Source organism: Streptomyces sp. 5K101 (assembly GCF_046506645.1).
In the GTDB taxonomy this organism is placed as follows: Bacteria; Actinomycetota; Actinomycetes; order Streptomycetales; family Streptomycetaceae; genus Streptomyces.
The window spans coordinates 1-15,688 of record NZ_JBKFFO010000019.1 but is presented as its reverse complement, the minus strand read 5'-3'; the positions used below and the strand labels follow the sequence as shown (position 1 = coordinate 15,688).

The window sequence follows — 15,688 nt, the reverse complement described above, 5'->3', positions numbered from 1 at the left end:
TTTCCCTCCGGGCGCCGGCCTGAGCGGAGTTCGCCGCGTCGCGGCTCTGCGTCGCCTGCGTGTGCTGCTGTTGCGCCGTCGCGAGATCGGCCCGGATGACGCCCCGGGCCCGTGGGCGCAGCTGGAGGCCACGGCTGTCAGCCTGTGCACGTACGAGTGCCGGGTGGCGCCAGGGCTGCTGCAGACCGAGGCCTACGCGGTGCCGTGTGCGCATATCTGAATTTCACTGCCCCGCCCGTAAACCTCCCCCCGCCCTCCCGCAACCAACCAGCACGCAACGACGCCCCGAACGAGGGCGTGTCCATGTGCTGATGTGTGCGGGAGGACGTGCGAATGCAGACCTCGAAGCAAGACGGTTGGGGCAGTGGGCGGCGGCGGGGTGTGACCGCCCTCGCCGCCACCGCCGCCCTGTTCCTCGGCCTCGGCGGCGCCTCCGCCGTCGCCGAGACCACCGACCAGCAGAGTCCCCGGCACCGTGTCGTCGCCACCCCCGACGCGCCCGCCGCCATCGGGCCCTACTCGCAGGGGATCTCCGCCGGGAACTTCACCTTCGTCTCCGGGCAGTTGCCCATCGACCCCAGGACCGGGGCCATTCCCGCCGGCGCCTCCGTCGAGGAGCAGACACGGCAGGTGCTGCGCAATGTCGAGGCCGTGCTCGAGGCCGACGGGATGTCCATGTCTCACGTGGTCAGCACCACCGTCTACCTCGCCGATCTCGACGACTTCGCGCGCTTCAACGCCGCCTACGCCGAGTACTTCGGGTCCGCCGCGCCTCCCGCGCGCGCCACCGTCGAGGTCGCCCGCGTGCCGCGGGACGCCAAGGTCGAGATCTCCGCCATCGCCGTCCGTTGAGTCGCGTTCCGTTGAGTCGCGTCCGTTGAGTCGTCGTCCATCGAATCGCCGTTCGTCGCGTCACCGCTGAAGGGACATGATCATGTCGAGACACACGCGCACACGCTCCGGGGTCTCCCGGCGCGGCTTCGTCGGATTCCTGGGGGCCGGGGCCGCGAGCGTCGGTATCGGGACCGCCGGTGCCGCCCCGGCCGCACACGCCGCCACGCCCGGTGCGACCGCCGCCACCCTCCCGCCCCCGTCGTCCCCCGGCTACTGGCGCGAGGTGGAGCGGCTGTTCATGCTGGACAAGGACGTCCTCTTCATGAACGTCGGCACCGTCGGCTCGCCGCCCCGCGAGGTCGTCGAGACCGTCGACCGGGTCCACCGCGAGGTCGCCGCCGGGGCGATATCCGCCTACAGCGACTTCCCCGACGTCCGTGCCGTGGCGGCCCGCGGCTACGGGTGCGATCCCGACGAGCTCGTGATCTCCCACAACACCAGCGACGGCATGTCGAAGATCCTCGCCGGTCTCGCCCTCAAGGAGGGCGACGAGATCCTCACCACCAATCACGAGCACTCCGGCGGCAACGTGCCCATGGCCATCGCCCGGGACCGCCACGGCGTTGTGATCAAGCGGGTCGCCCTGCCTGTCGGCAACAGGCAACGTGCCGAGGACTACGTCGAGTTGTTCCGGCGGGCCATCACCAAGCGCACCAAGGCGCTCGTGTTCTCCGCTCCCACCTACAAGACCGGCACCATGCTGCCCATCGCCATGCTGGCGAGGCTCGCGCAGGACCACGGCCTGATCAGTGTGGTCGACGGTGCGCACATTCCCGGCATGATGGCGTACAACTTCCACGAGCTGGGCGTCGACTTCCTTGCCGGGTCGGCGGCGAAGTGGCAGTGCGGGCCGGGCGGTACGGGCGTCCTCTACATCCGCAACAAGGTCCTGCCCCGCTACAACCCCAACCCCCTGCCGGAGTTCTGGCCCGTCGTGTCCAGCGGCTACCCCTCCGAAGGAGGAGTGCCGCCCCGTTCGAACGGCCCCACCGAGAGCTACGACATCGGCTCCGACCTCCAGACCGTCGGCAACAGCAGCCTCGCGGTCATGGCCGGCGTGCGGCATGTCTGCGAGGTGTGGGACAGCATCGGGCGGCAGCGCATCGAGGACCATGTGCTCGGCCTGTCGGCGTACCTCAAGGAGCTGATCGTCGAGCGGTGGGGTGTGGACTCCCTGTACTCGCCCAAGGACGACCCGCGCCTGATGTGCGCCCTCACCTCCTTCGCGCCGTTCCGCGACCCGCGTGACGTGCACGACGCGCAGAAGACCACCACGCTGGTCGCCCGGCTCAAGAACGAGTACGGCATCGTGATCCGCACCAGTGACTTCCCCGTCATCGGCTCGGCCAGGCCCCATCAGGCGGTCCGGGTGTCCACGCACCTGTTCCACCAGAAGGAGGACGTGGAACGGGTCGTCGACGCACTGTGGGAGCTGTCCGGCGACATGGCCTGAGTACCTCGACAAGGGGCCGCGGCGTTCCCTCCGCGGCCCCCTTTCGCCTGCATGGGCTCATGGCTGTACGATCACGTCGATCCGTTCCTGGCCCGGCGGCCGGTCGGGGGCGGCGAAGGAGTGGAGCGCCCACAGACCCACCACGTCGGCGACGGCCACGACCAGTACGGCGAGGACCAGCATGACGAGCCGGCGCCGCCGGTCCCGCCGCTGCCACTCCGAGCGGGCCCTGGCGTAGGCGTCGGGCGACGGCACCACCGTCGACGCCAGCGAGTCGAGGGTGTCGCGCAGCCGGGCCTCGGGGTCGTCCACACTCATCGATGGGTCTCCATGGCCCGCGACAACGCGTGCATCCCGCGGGAGATGTGCGACTTCACCGCACCGGTGCTGATCCCCATCGACTCGGCGATCTCCCTCTCCTTGAGGTCCATCCAGTAGCGGAGGACCAGTGCCTCCCGCTGCCGGGTGGGCAGGTTCTTCAGCGCGTCCACGACCTGCCGTTGGTCCTCGTGGAGCATCGCGGTGGACTCCGCGGAGGCGATCTCGGAGACCTCCATGTCGGCATGGCGACGGGACACCTGAAGGCGCCGTATTCGCATCCGGACGAGGTTGCACACCACAGAACGAAGGTACGCGGGCGCGGCCTCCGGCGTACGCAGTCGGTACCAGCGGTGGTGCAGTACGCAGAACGCCTCCGCCACCACGTCCTCGGCGTCCTGCTCGGCACCCAACAGTACGGCCAGGCGGACCAGTTGGGCATGGTGGCCGTCGAAGAGCCGGATCATCGCCGTCTCCCGTTCCACGTCCCGCAGGTCCACACCGGGCTCGGTGCCCGCGGGCATCGGTTCCGGCGTGCCGGCGGGGGAGGAGACGGGAGGTGGGGAGGCGGGCCCCACGGCGTCGGGCTCCGTGGCGGTGCGGCCACGGCGCCACGGCTGGTCCGTACGCTCCATGCCCTCCGTGCGCTCGACAGGCTCTGTGCGTTCGACACGCTCCGTGCGCTCGGTACGCCTCATCGCGCCACCCCCCTGCCGTACGCCGAGCGGCCCGGTCTCAGCACTCCCGCCAGGCCGCGCGGCACGCCGAGCCGGTCCAGCAGCGGGCTGGTCAGCGCGACGACGCCGAGGTTGACGGCGAGGCCGACCACGCCGGCGTACACCTGGACCTCTACGGGGCCGAGGGCAAGTGACACGAGGGAGGAGTAGCCGCTCGCGTTCACCAGGGCCGTGCCGACGACCATGCCGAGCAGCCATCCTGCGAGCAGAGAAACGCGGTGCGGGGTGCGATGCAGCAGGCCCAGCGCGATCGTCGGCAGGATCTGCAACACCCACACCGCCCCCAGCAGATGGAGGTTGATCGCGGCCTGGTCGCGCAGCCCGAGCGCGAAGGCCAGCGCGCCCACCTTGACGACCAGCGACATCAGCCGGGCCATCCGGGTCACCTGCGCCGCCGTGGCGGTGGGGTTGACGAACTCCAGGTAGACGTTGCGCGCGAAGAGGGTCGCCGCGCCGATGGACATCACGGCGGCCGGCACGAGCGCCGCCACGACGATGGCGCCCAGCAGGAGTCCGGCCGCCCAACCGGGTGCGAGGTCGAGGACGAGCAGGGGGATCGCCAGTTCGGAGCGGCCCGGCGGCGGGCGGACACCCGAGGCGAGTGCCGCGATCCCGAACAGGGCGAACAGGCCGAGCATCGTCGTCCAGCCCAGCAGGCCGACGGACGAGCGCCGCAGGACGTCCGTCGTGCGGGCGGAGAAGGCCACCTGGAGCACGTGGGGGAAGGCGAACAGGGCGAGAGCCGAGCCCAGGGCCAGCGACGCATAGGCCGGCGCCAGGGAAGGGTCGGGGACGAGCGTGGCGACACCGTCGCGTGCCGCGAACGCCGCGTCGGCGCGGGCGAACAGCGAGGCGGGGGACCCGATGTCGGTGAGGACGAGTGCGCCGATGCTGAGCGTGGCGCCCACCACCAGCACGGCCTTCACCACCGACACCAGGGTGGGCGCCCGCACCCCGTACCGGTAGGTGGAGACGGCCAGCACGGCGAACACGGCCGTGAGGGCGGCGTCGCCCAGCAGTCCGTCGGGCCGCAGCCCCAGCACGCTGAGGACCGCCCGGAGCCCGATCAGCTGGAGCGCGATGTACGGCATCGTGGCGAAGATCCCGGTGAGCGCGACCGCGAGCGCGAGCAGCGGAGAGCCGTACCGCTCCCGCACGAAGTCGGCGACCGTGACGTGACCGTGGGCGCGCGCCGCCGATGCCAGCCGCGGCAGCAGGACGAAGGCGATCGTGCAGATGATCACGGTGTACGGGAGGGCGTAGAACCCGATGCCGCCGGAGGTGAAGACGGCGCCCGGCACGGCGGTGAACGTGTACGCGGTGTAGATCGTGCCGCCGAGCAGGCACCAGACGAGGCCACCGCCCTGGCGGCGGTCGGCCAGGGCCCAGTCCTCGAGGTCCGCCCTCACCCCGGTGCCGCCCGAGGCGAGGCGGGCACCCTTCAGTGCGATCGCCGAGGCCACCAGTACGACCGCCGTACAGGTGATCACTGGGGCGAGGTTACTCATGGCTCCTCCACGCTCGTTGTGGCCTGTTGCCCGTTCACGGCCCTTGGATCACCCTCGGGAGCCCGACGGCGCACCGGCCCTCGGCGAGGGAAATCCGGCCACGTCGCGGTAAACCCCTGCGGGGCCGAGCGCAACTACACGGACGCAGAAGCCATGCCGGGCGGCCGTCGCGAGGCCGAACGCATCACCAGCACGGAGAAAGCAACCCCCAACAGATGAGGAGTGAACCACTGAATTCAGCCAAGGGATAGACCCCGTGACGTGGGGAAGAACCGCGCGGTGTGACACCTCCAGCTGCCCGTCATCCCGTTTCAGCAGCGGGCAAGGCGGGGCAGGCGTCGAACGCTGCGTCGGTCGTCGGCGGTTGAGGACGGTGGCCGAAAACTTCCGGAAACCGGCTGTCAACCCGCGCACGGCCGACCGCAACTCCTCCGTGAATCCGTTCCGCGGATCCGCCGCGCGTCGCGACCCTGCGCCGCCCGCACCCGATCCGCTTCGCGTGTTCTCCGTGCCTTCGTGCAGGAGACCCCGGCAACTGGAGCAACTGTGCTACGTAACGGCGCCCGCAGCGCGAGACCCACTCCGACAACGATCCTGACCTGGACGGGCGTCGCCCTCGTCGGCGCCGTCGCCTGGGGCATGGTCGCACTGGCCAGGGGCGAGGAGATCTCCGCCGTCTGGCTGGTCGTGGCCGCCCTCAGTTCGTACGCGATCGCCTACCGCTTCTACTCCCGCTTCATCGCCCGCCGCGTCCTGGAACTCGACGACCGCCGCGCCACCCCGGCCGAGCGGCTGGACGACGGCATCGACTACCAACTCACCGACCGCCGAGTCCTGTTCGGCAAAACAGCGTCGAGCATCTTGTGGTGGCAGTGGCCCTCAGGGCGCCCGCCCCGGCCCGCCATCCACGCCGGCACCGGCAGCAGCGGCCTGAGTTCCGCCCACTGCTCATCCGTCAGATCCGTGTCATACACCGGCGCCCGGTCGGGCTGATCCGCCGCGTTGCCGAACCTGTGCGCGAGACAGTCACGCGACGAGGCGTACGCGTTGGACTCGGATGGCTCAAGAGCGTACAACTGCGACAACAGGGCGTCCTGTGTACCTCGTTGCTTCAACAACTCCGAGATACCAAGAGGCCCTGTCTTCATGCGCAGACTCGGCCGAGTTCACCCCCGCCACCAGCCATATTCGATCACACCGCACTCAAGATCGATAGGAATAGAGCCTCTCAACTCCGGTGCGTAGGAGGGCATCTGGAAGATCCGCAGCCAGTCTTGTGCTCCTCGGCGAAGTCCGCGAGGGTTCCCCGACCCTGGCCGCTGTCTGATGGTGTGACGTCAGGGGCGTTTGTGACGCCGTTGTCGTAGTTCCTCCAGCCTTGCGCGGGCCGCTTCGGTTCGCCTCGTCGGCGGGGTTGCCTGTGCCGGACGAGGCACCTGGGGTGGCGTAGGCAGGCTCAGGGACGTGGATACGAGGGTGAAGACTTCTTCCAGGTCAGTGGCAGCCAGGTAGGCAAGAGCACCCTTGTTCAACCCGCGAAAGCGGGCCTCGTTCCTGCGGAACGAGGCCCACGCCCGTCCCTTTCTAGTAGTGACGCTATTGCGCTCCGTCCGAGAACCGTATTCGATCTCGATAGCCAGGTCGCTCTGCTCGGCACGCGACCACCAAGTACGCCACTGCGAGTCGCTCCGCATCAACTCGACTACGGTGCCAGCCGCATCGAAGTACGCCACAGGAATGTCGTTGTCGCCGTGCAGAGCGAGGCTGAGCCATGGGAAATCCGCGGTCACAGTGGCCGTCGACGTTTCGGGTTCATCTACATGGAATCCAGGCGGTGGGCCTGGCCATGGTTGTCCGGTGGTGTTCTCGTAGGCCATGGAGACGGCATCGGCCAGGCCGTCTGACTCGCTGAAGTCCCAGGCCCAGTCAGCCACCCGGTCTGGATGTTCCTGGATTTGATGGAATCGTGACTTACCGGCTGCCACAACCGCGAAGTGGAGACTGATAAGTGCGTCACCAACCAGTGGCAGGGGCGGCGCGTCTGATGGATCATTCACATCACGTGTGGGGATTCCCGATAGGGACTCACTTTCGAGTCGCTGAAGCTTTTCCGTCAGTATATCGGCGAACTCTTCAGTGCGAGCCTTTCCCTCTCTGGTCAGGGCCTCTGTCAGTGCGGAAGTGGTGCGCTGGTTTGCCACGCCTCCAAGAAGGTCGATGAGGGACCAGAACTCTTCTTCTGTCATGGATTAGCCTCCTTTCTGCCGGCGAGTGCAGCGGGTGGGGCGCCATTGTGGCACCCCACCCGCTTATTTTTCACTCAGCCCTGTGCATGCGGCATCTTACCGGCAGACTTTCTTCGCCTGTCCGGGTGGGCAGTGGCCGTGCCTGGCCACGTACTGCAGGATCATGGCTGCTTCCCAACTGCGGGCGTAGAACCATCCCCCCAAGTTTCTCCTCAGTACGGTGTACCTACATCCGCTGGATGTGCCGTAGTACTTGTTACAGGTGCGAATCTGACTGGCCGGCCTGCTGTTGCCGACACGAGATATCCCGTATTTCCAGATCTTTCCCTTGTAATAGATCATGTAGCCGATGTACTTGGTGTTCTTGTACTTCTTGGCAGAACCCGAGTTCTTGTCTGGAATGGCAACGTTTGGGCCGGGTAGGCTGATCGAGCACCCAAGTTGCTGACAGATCCAAGCGGTTGCCAGAAGGATGATATAGCCGATCAGGATTGCGGTTCCGAGGGCAAGGAGGGCCCCAGGGTTCATGGCAATGGCGTAGCGGCCGTCCGCGTCCATGTAGTTGACCGGGTCAGTGGGATAACCGTAGGCGTTGGGGTTTCCTCCCACGACAGGGTCGGGAGACAGGAAGAGCCCCGTTACCGGGTTGTACACCCGAACTCCCGCGACCAGCAGACCACCGAGGGCGTCCTTGGAGACGCCCTGGCTTCCGAGCCAGCTGTACCGGGCCTCGGTCCGGCCGACCTTGGAGTTTCCGTACTCGTCAGCGTCCAGCACCGTCGGTGCGATGCTGGTGTCCAGAGGAAGCAGAAGGCTGACGTCTCCGTGGATGTTGGTGAGCTGGAGGACTGTCCCGCCGGTCTTGGTGGTGGTGGCCGCCAGGCCGCCATCGAGGCCGTTGACGTTGCGCGTCAGTGCCCCGGTGGCGGTGTCCTCGATGATCCAGCGGGGGTTGCCGCCGTCGCTGTCGTAGTGGTTGATCTTGGAGGCGGTCTGGGTCCAGGTGGAGCCGCTGCCAGTCTCCGTCTTCCAGGACCGGAACCGCAGCCTGGCGTCGAGCTGCCAGGTCTGGCGCTCTCCGTTGGCGGTCTGCTGGTAGGCGAGGTCGTTGGCGTAGTACGCCATCGTGCCGTTGCCGGGGGTTGCGGTGGCGCGGCCGAAGGCGTCGTAGGTGTAGCCGGTGTCGACGATGCGGTCGGCGCTGTCGTAGGTGTGGTTGTTGGTGGTGCCGCCTGTGGTGGGGCAGTCGACGCCGGGGGCGCCGGCGTTGGTGGTCAGGGACGTGCGGTTGCTGCGGCTGTCAAAGGCGTACGTCCGCCTCGTGCAGACGGTATCGGCGGTGTCCTCGACAGTGGCGAGGCGACCTGCCTTGTCGTACGCGTAGGACTGGTTGGACCAGCCTGCGTGGGTGGTGACCTGCCCGAGAACAGACCGGGTCACCGTGTCGGTCATGATGCTGACGCCGTCGCTGTCGCGGGTGTACGTGCGCCGCCGGACAGATGCCCCGGTGGTGTCTTCTGTGTGCTGCAGGGTGTAGCCGCCGGGCAGCTTCTGCGAGAGGACGGAGCCGTCGGCGTCGTAGGCAGCCTGGAAGATACCCGCAACGGAGTCGGTGGCCTTCGTGGCGAGGCCGCGCGGCTCGACGGCATGGTCGTAGGTGTATGTGACAGTCGAGGGTGAGTTGTCCGTTGTTTCCGGACGGTTGAGCAGGTCGTACTCGGTGGTGGTGATACCACCGTCGGCGTCGGTGTACGAGATCAGGCGGCCGAGCTTGTCGTACGCCTTGATGATGGTGCCGCCGGTCGGTGAGGTCAGCTTCACGGGATGGCCCGTGGCCGGGTCGTATTCCGTGGTGGACTCAGGAACCGCCTGCCCGATTCCGCCAGTGATGGCCGTCCTGGTGGGGCGGCCGACCGCGTCGTACTGGATCGTGGTGGTACGGGTGCTGCCGTTCGCCGTGTCGCGCACCGTGGCCGATCGGCCCCACCAGTTGTATTCGGTGGTCGTGGTCGGCATCTGGGACGGGTTGGTGCCGCCGCCGGTGATGGCACCGGCCGGTCCGGTGGAGCAGACCAGGTCAGCCCATTCCGGGCGTCCTTGGCAGGTGCCCGTGCCCGTGGCCGTCCAGTATGTGGTCACGCGGGTCGCGGCGTCCGTGCCGGTAGTTCCGGGCCGGAGCTGCTTGGTGACGCGCCCCTGGGCGTCGTACTCGGTCGTGGTGGTGATCGCCAGGCCACCAGGATCCTGCACGGTCTGGGTCGGCAGACCCTTTGCCCAGTCGTAGGAGATCTGGGACGTTCTGGTCTCGCCGTGGACAGTGGAATGCTCCCGAACCTGGGCACCTATGGTGCTCTTGGTGAGCTGGTCCCTGACCTTAGCCGTGCCGTCTGTCGGTCGGCTCGTGTCGTACTCGTTGATGACCCAGCTGCGGGCAGTCACCGAGGTACCCGCCGCGACCAAGGTGGTGGTCCCCGACTTCAGGTCGGCGGTCAGATCGATGCGGCGCAGCGGACCCAGCTTCTCCAGTGCCCGTGTGCCGGTCTCGTTGAAGACCGAGATGGCGGCCAGAAGGTTCGCCCGCTCGGCACTGGGCAGCAATCGGATGCCCAAGTCCTCCTGTACGGCCCGGTCTGCGGCGCTGATGCCGAGGGCGAGAGCGCGGTTGCCTGCCGAGAGTTCGCGAACGGTGTTGCCGAAGCGGTCGTATTCGGTGGTGGTGATGTGCCCGCCCGGAGTCGCCGTGTTGACCTCACGGCCGGAGACGCACGGGGTCGGTGATGGTGCTGGCCGTGTACGGCTGCGGCATCGCGTGTGCTCCGAGTGCGAGTCCATGGGGCGAAGGTGCTGGTCAGGAGCCAGCGCCTCGCGAGGCGTGTGCGCCTTCACTTCCAAGAGACGGGGCAGGGAGGCGATGTATTACGCGGAGGGTCACTGGCACCCTGGAGGGGCGCGCGAAGGCACGTTCGGCCAGCGCCCGCAGCCGGGCGTGGTCCCGGTTGAACTGGGCGTACTTCTCGGGGAGGTCGCGGCCGTAGTAAGGGGTGCGCACGGTGGCTCCGGCGCCCTGGTAGGCGCGGTCGGCCAGGACGAGGAGCTGACGGGACAGGCAGGCTTGGATCACACCGTGTGCGCGGGCCGCGGTCAGGTCATGCGTGCGGCCGGGCAGCGCTCGCGAGAACCACAGGGGTGTTCCGTCCGGGGCGGCCACGACCTGTACGTTCATCCCGTGACGGCGGTGTTTCATCGAGTAGTACGGCTCATCCGCCGCGATGCGATCAGTGGCGATCAGGGTGCCGTCGAGGATGACGAACCCCTCCGGGGGTGACTCGCGCAGGGCCTCGTGCAGGCTCGGAGCGCACTCGGCGAGGAGCTCGACCGTCTCGCTCACGTACCAGCCGGCGGTGGCGGTGGAGACACCAAACCCTCCTGCGACCTGGGCCAGGGTCTCGTTCTTGCGCAGGTGTACCAGGACCAGCAGGGCCTGCCGGAAGCAGCCCAGCCTGCGCCAGCGGGAGTTCAGCTCACACCTTCGGGCGTAGGTGAGCCAGGAAACGTGCTCAACGACCTCGTGCGGGACGTCGAGCATGGCACGATACGGGACCAACAGGGCTCCTGTGTCGCAACGTTGGCGAGTGAGATCACCAGCCGCAACGACCAGGAGCCCTGCCGCGTCACGGGACCCGACCACCGGCCGTCATCACCCTCGAACCAAAGGATGAGAAGGGTTATCGAGCTTGTCCACGCGGAGTCGGGCGGCACCTATGGCGCCGGGCGGATCACCCGCGCGCTTCGGCGCAAGGGCGTCGACGTGGCCCGGTGCACCGTCGAGCGGCTGCTGGCCGAGCTGGGCCTGGAGGGCGTGATCCGTGGGCAACGGCGGCGGACCACCGTGGCGGAGCCGTCGGCGCCCCGCCCGCCGGGCGTGCTCGACCGCGACTTCACCGCTACGCGGCCGGATCAGCTGTGGGTGGCTGACATGAGGTATGTGCGTACCTGGTCCGGCTGGGCATACGTGGCGTTCGTCCTGGACGTCTACTCACGGATGATCGTCGGCTGGCAGGTCGCGAACCACATGCGGACCGAACTTCTGCTGGATGCCCCGGAGATGGCGCTGTGGGGAAGGAGGGTCAAGAAAGATTCCGGCCTCATTCATCACAGCGACCGCGGGTCGCCATACGTATCAATTCGGTATACCGAGAGGCTGTCCGACGTCGGGCTTCGGCCTCGGTCGGCTCGGTCGCGGACATCTACGACAACGCGATGGCCGAGGCCCTGAACGGCACCTTCAAGGCTGAGTTGATCGAGATGCAGGGCCCTTTGGCTTTGTTCATGAGTCGTGGTTCTGGCACGACTTCCGTGAAGCGGTCACGGTTAGTGATCAGTGGGTGTTTCGAGTGCTTGGAGGATCTGTCGCACTTCCTGGCGCCACTGGTTGGCGTCGGCGCTGTCCACCCAGCCGGTTGCCATTTCTGATCCGTCCCGGAGAACCCGGTCCAGTGCGAGTCTCGCCGACGCGCGAAGGGTGGCGGGCAGTTCGGGCAGCGGTTGGCTGGGGCCGTCATCGGGGTCGATCGCGATGGGGCTGTCCGGGAGGGTGCTGGCGACGAGAGCGCCAGCGGCAACGGCTTCGGCCCCGTCTCCGCCATCGACGCGTTCTCCCGAGTCGGTGACTCGCTGGAATGCCCGCTCCAGTACGTCGATGACCTGCTGGTGGGTGAGTCCCTCAAGTTGATCGACGAAGTCTGCGGCGAGGTCGCTGTCGAACGGGCCGGTTCCCCACGTTCCCATGCATGGCTCCTGGTAAGGCTGTCTCGGACGAAGGCATGGTTCCAGGCGCCTCTGACATCGGTCACGGGGCGAGGAGGACCCGCTTGCGGAGCAGTGCGAAGCCGGCGCGGCCGAACATCTGGCGCTTGAGCATCTTGATCCTGTTGACGTGTCCTTCGACGACGCCGGAGTTCCAGGGCAGGGTCAGTCCGGCGGTGACGGCGTCGCGGTCGCGGTCGATGCCGGCTGCAAGAGTGTGGAGGCTGGGGAGGTCGTCCTGGCGGACGGCGTCGAGCCACTGCGGGAGTCGTTCGCCCTGGCGCTCGGTGAGCATCTGGGCGAAGGACCGGACGTGACCGGTCAGGGCTTCGAGTTCGGGGCAGTTGGCCAGGACGGCCTTGAGCCGGAGCTGTTCGATCTCGGTCAGCGTCTCGGGTCGGCTGAGGATCCATCTCGTCACCACGCGGGGTGCCGGCGGTTGCGCGGTGACCGGCCGTGGTGAGGTCCGCTTCTCTCGCAGGTAGGCGCTGACCCGGCCGTAGCTGCCTCGGTAACCCAAGGGAACGATCTCCTCCCAGAGCTTCCAGGCGTTGGTGCAGCCCTCGTCCCAGCGTTCGTCCAGGTAGGGCTTGTACTCGTCGAGGATGGAGGTCCTGTTGTGCTGCCACTGGCCACGAAAGAGGTCTTCCGGCTTCGCAGCGTCGGCGAGGCTCTTGACGGTGCGGTGGGTCATGTTCAGCTGGCGCCCGATGGAACGGCGGCTGTGGCCGGCTTCCATCAGTGCGTGGACCGTGGCGTGCCTGGCTCGGACGCGGTTGGCGAACCGCTCGCTCCGCCATGGAGAGTCCGCCTCTTCCTCGGGCGGCGCCGGTTCGTCGGCCTTTCCCTCGGGATCGGGGACCAGGACGCGAAGGCACTGGCGGTGACGGGCGACAGCCCGCTCAGCCGCTTCCCCGAGGTTGTGCCACAAATGCCAGCGGTCGGCGATTTGCGTCGCCTGTGGTGCCCCGGCTGTGGCGCCTTCCGCGAAGAACGGTGCGCGGTCCCGGCAGACGATCTCGATCCCGGGTCGCTTCGCGAGCCATGCGGCCAGGCTGGACGCGTCCCGGTCAGGCAGCAGATCCACCGGCCGGCGGGTCTCGACGTCGACGAGCACCGTGCCGTAGACCCGTCCTTTGCGTGTGGCGTACTCATCAACACCCACCACCCGCGGGGCGGGGGCTTCGGGTTCGGGCAATGCATCGAGCAGCCGCAACACCGCGCTGCGGCTGATGGACACCCCGAAGGCCCGTGCCATCCGGGCGCCGGCCCGGCCTGCGAGGGCGAGACCCACCGCGGCGAGAGTCGACCGCAACCGCTCCGTCCACCTGCTGTGCCGCCGGGTCAGCCCCGGTATCTGCTCAGCGAACGTCCGCCGAGCACACGAAGGCTCCGGACAGAAGAACCGCCGAACTCGCAGTTGGAGGGCCACCAGACGTCCCCCGCTCGGCACGTCTGCAGGAAACCGCAGGTAAGAGCTGTGCACCCGGGTCGACTCGCTCCCACAGTCCGGGCATGCCGCCCCGGCCGTCGTACTGCGGACGTCGATGCGTATCGCCTTGTGGCTCACGTTCAGCGACAGCACCGACACGTCCGCGATGGACGGTAACAGCAGGCCCTCCAGACGGGGCGAAGTCTCTCCCACGAGGCCGCACTGTCGACCACATCAAGATCGGCGCTGGTCATTTTCAGGCAACTTCCCGGAGCCTGATCGAAGCATCAGCCGTCACTCAGCGTGCGCTCATCACGGAAAGCGAGCCAGAGCCGCTTGAAATGAACGAAGCCAGCCCTTGGCGGGACGTCGACCAGGCCGAGCGGGCGATCTTCCAGTGGTCACGTGGTACAACGAAGAGCGTCTGCACTCCGCGCTCGACTACGTGCCGCCGGCCGAGTACGAGGAAGCGTTCCGGCGAAGCCAAGAGCAAACCCCGCAGTCCGCCTGAAACAAGATCACCGGACTCTACGAAACTCGGGGCAGCTCAGGCGTAGCGAACGTTCCCGCGGGTTCAGCCTGAAGTGGGAGTGGGCATGGTCGCCAGCCTGTTCAGTTCGTCGCCGTACTCCCTCAGCTCGGGGGAGACCAGGGTGGCGCCCTCGACGATCTCGCGCGCCTTGCGCGCCTGCTCCCTTACACAGGCTGGCGTCGTCAAGCCTTTGCCATCCCGCATGGCCTCCTCTGCCGCCTGGAGCACTGACTTCGTGCCCTGAGGGTTCATGAAGACCACAGCGTCGGTCGTCAGGCGGCTCTTGTCGTCCGCCAAGAGGGTGACGGTGAAGGTGTACACCCTCGGCAAGGAGCCCTCCGGGAGGATCTCAGGTCCCACGGTGAATCCGATGCGCTCGTTGCCGTGCGGCGGCACCTCGAACTTCAGCGGCCGAGTCAACATGTCCGGAGGTGTGAACCCATCGGGAACCTTGATGTCGTACCGGGCCATTACCACCGAACCACCCGCACCGTACGGGCAGCCCAGCTCCGTGACCGCGCTGATCGCGAATTCCGCCCCTGTCACCAGCACCTCGTCCGCGGATCGGTTGCGCAGGGCGATCGAGAGCAGCGAGGCCTCCCAGTCCTGAATGACCGGTTGCGGCTCATCCCCCAAAGTCCAGTCGGCGGCGATGTCCTGCTCCCGGGCGACGTCCACGTTGGAAAGTTCCAGCTTCGGCGGATCCCGCTCTGGCGTGCACCCCGGGAAGAGGTCGAACACCAGGCCCAGAATCGCGACCAGGATCGCAACCGCTCCTCCCACTACGGAGATCACCCCCTGCGGCTTGTGAAGGAACGGCTTGTCCTGGTTCTCTGCTGGCCCGTCGCCCTGCTGACCTCGCATCGTGCCTCCCGTCACGGACCAGATCAGCATTCGAGGCTGGCTCGCGCACCAGGACGCGCCGTGCCCGCGTGAACCAGCTACTGACGGCATGCCGGATTTCCGCCGTTCGTCGGCAGCCGCCATCGACCTGCCGCAAGGCTGACCCGCGTAGGGCGGGGCCCGGCCGAAGCGTCAAGGACCGCGTCCCCTCCGGCAGGGAAGAGGTCGCGACCATTGGGACTCCAGGCCCTTGGCCTACCTGCTTGTGAGCCACATCGCCCCCCAAGGAGGTTGAGGTCCTTCGCAACGGCCAGGCTCTCGGTAGAGGCCGCCAGGAGCGGACCGGATCCGCGCTCACGGCTGGCTCCGGGCGTGCGGCGTCCCGACGGCGCCGGCACGCCCGCACCCCAGGCCACGGCCGCCGAGCATGGTGCGGAGCGCGGCAGGGATGCCGGAGACGGTGTCCCGGCGCGGCGATGCCGCCAGTGGATACGTACGGGGGACGGCCGATCCGGAACGTGCCGCGGCACGCGGGTCGTTCCGGGCCCCTGGTGGGCTGCGAACTCGGCGCCCCTTCCGTGCCCGGAGTGCAGCGCCTGCACGGCGACCCTGCACCAGCCACACCACCGCCCGGTCGAACAACGCGCGCGGCCCCTCCAGCGACGACCACACCCGCGCCGCCAGAAACTCCCGCAGCTCCTCCTCGCCGGCGGCAAACTCCCGGTAGTCGTACTCGTCCCGGATCTCCCACGCATGCTCGTACACCGTCTGCGAGCGCGCCCCGTGCTCGGCGCCGGGTTCTCGATGACGCCGCCGACCTCACGCACCTGGGCAAAGCGCGGCAGCACACCCGTCATCCGGGTCCGAGGGCGCTCGCAGCGGCGGTTCTCGATCGCCGCGTTGACCTGCTACAAGCTCG

Annotated in this window: 11 protein-coding genes and 5 pseudogenes; 6 read left to right on the top strand and 10 right to left on the bottom strand. The window is 67.9% G+C overall.

The features are described from left to right. Positions 1 to 112 precede the first annotated feature (112 nt). The 3 genes and pseudogenes from ACLB9X_RS28275 to ACLB9X_RS28265 form a co-directional block, all read left to right on the top strand. Positions 113 to 199 (top strand): annotated as a pseudogene (locus ACLB9X_RS28275) (Scr1 family TA system antitoxin-like transcriptional regulator); the annotation flags it as partial. 134 nt (positions 200 to 333) lie between these two features. Further along, positions 334 to 852: a RidA family protein gene (locus ACLB9X_RS28270; RefSeq protein WP_410363245.1), complete on the top strand. Its 519-nt coding sequence runs from the start codon at positions 334 to 336 to the stop codon at positions 850 to 852. An 82-nt stretch (positions 853 to 934) separates the two neighbouring features. Then, complete coding sequence (locus ACLB9X_RS28265) at positions 935 to 2,347, top strand: aminotransferase class V-fold PLP-dependent enzyme (RefSeq protein WP_410363244.1); 1,413 nt, start codon at positions 935 to 937, stop codon at positions 2,345 to 2,347. Between the two features lie 57 nt (positions 2,348 to 2,404). On the opposite strand, the gene ACLB9X_RS28260 is transcribed toward ACLB9X_RS28265, so the two are convergent. From ACLB9X_RS28260 to ACLB9X_RS28250, 3 genes are read right to left on the bottom strand one after another with little or no spacing between them, the layout of a single operon-like run. Continuing rightward, positions 2,405 to 2,665 carry a hypothetical protein gene (locus tag ACLB9X_RS28260; protein WP_410363243.1) on the bottom strand — a complete coding sequence of 87 codons (261 nt, stop codon included), beginning with the start codon at positions 2,663 to 2,665 and terminating at the stop codon, positions 2,405 to 2,407. Further along, positions 2,662 to 3,300, bottom strand: coding sequence for an RNA polymerase sigma factor (locus ACLB9X_RS28255; RefSeq protein WP_410363242.1), 639 nt, complete (start codon positions 3,298 to 3,300; stop codon positions 2,662 to 2,664). The genes ACLB9X_RS28260 and ACLB9X_RS28255 overlap by 4 nt, the downstream gene beginning before the upstream one ends. Positions 3,301 to 3,359: 59 nt before the next feature. Continuing rightward, a complete protein-coding gene (locus ACLB9X_RS28250) occupies positions 3,360 to 4,910 on the bottom strand; it encodes a sodium:solute symporter (protein ID WP_410363241.1) in 1,551 nt (516 codons plus the stop codon). Between the two features lie 546 nt (positions 4,911 to 5,456). Here ACLB9X_RS28250 and ACLB9X_RS28245 point away from each other — a divergent pair. Continuing rightward, positions 5,457 to 5,771: pseudogene (locus ACLB9X_RS28245) on the top strand (carbon starvation CstA family protein); the annotation flags it as partial. Positions 5,772 to 6,247: 476 nt separating this feature from the next. Here ACLB9X_RS28245 and ACLB9X_RS28240 read toward each other — a convergent pair. The 3 genes and pseudogenes from ACLB9X_RS28240 to ACLB9X_RS28230 form a co-directional block, all read right to left on the bottom strand. Then, positions 6,248 to 7,156 (bottom strand): DUF4240 domain-containing protein, encoded by a 909-nt coding sequence (locus tag ACLB9X_RS28240; RefSeq protein WP_410363240.1) that lies wholly within the window; start codon positions 7,154 to 7,156, stop codon positions 6,248 to 6,250. A 96-nt stretch (positions 7,157 to 7,252) separates the two neighbouring features. Further along, complete coding sequence (locus tag ACLB9X_RS28235; protein ID WP_410363239.1) at positions 7,253 to 9,988, bottom strand: RHS repeat-associated core domain-containing protein; 2,736 nt, start codon at positions 9,986 to 9,988, stop codon at positions 7,253 to 7,255. A 115-nt stretch (positions 9,989 to 10,103) separates the two neighbouring features. Beyond that, positions 10,104 to 10,742: pseudogene (locus ACLB9X_RS28230) on the bottom strand (transposase family protein); the annotation flags it as partial. Between ACLB9X_RS28230 and ACLB9X_RS28225 the strand changes: the two are divergent. After that, complete coding sequence (locus ACLB9X_RS28225; protein WP_410363238.1) at positions 10,710 to 11,432, top strand: IS3 family transposase; 723 nt, start codon at positions 10,710 to 10,712, stop codon at positions 11,430 to 11,432. The pseudogene ACLB9X_RS28230 and the gene ACLB9X_RS28225 sit on opposite strands and share 33 nt — an antisense overlap. A 95-nt stretch (positions 11,433 to 11,527) precedes the next feature. Here the strand turns inward: ACLB9X_RS28225 and ACLB9X_RS28220 are convergent, their stop codons facing one another. From ACLB9X_RS28220 to ACLB9X_RS28205, 4 genes and pseudogenes are all read right to left on the bottom strand, one after another. Continuing rightward, positions 11,528 to 11,944, bottom strand: a complete 417-nt coding sequence (locus ACLB9X_RS28220) for a DUF4259 domain-containing protein (RefSeq protein WP_410363237.1) — start codon at positions 11,942 to 11,944, stop codon at positions 11,528 to 11,530. Positions 11,945 to 12,005: 61 nt separating this feature from the next. Next, positions 12,006 to 13,532 (bottom strand): ISL3 family transposase, encoded by a 1,527-nt coding sequence (locus tag ACLB9X_RS28215; RefSeq protein WP_410363315.1) that lies wholly within the window; start codon positions 13,530 to 13,532, stop codon positions 12,006 to 12,008. Between the two features lie 436 nt (positions 13,533 to 13,968). Further along, the gene (locus ACLB9X_RS28210; protein WP_410363236.1) at positions 13,969 to 14,820 is read right to left on the bottom strand and encodes a hypothetical protein; all 852 of its coding nucleotides are present in this window, start codon (positions 14,818 to 14,820) and stop codon (positions 13,969 to 13,971) included. Positions 14,821 to 15,123: 303 nt separating this feature from the next. Continuing rightward, positions 15,124 to 15,543 (bottom strand): annotated as a pseudogene (locus tag ACLB9X_RS28205) (DUF4158 domain-containing protein); the annotation flags it as partial. A 30-nt stretch (positions 15,544 to 15,573) separates the two neighbouring features. Here ACLB9X_RS28205 and ACLB9X_RS28200 point away from each other — a divergent pair. After that, positions 15,574 to 15,688: pseudogene (locus ACLB9X_RS28200) on the top strand (IS630 family transposase); the annotation flags it as partial.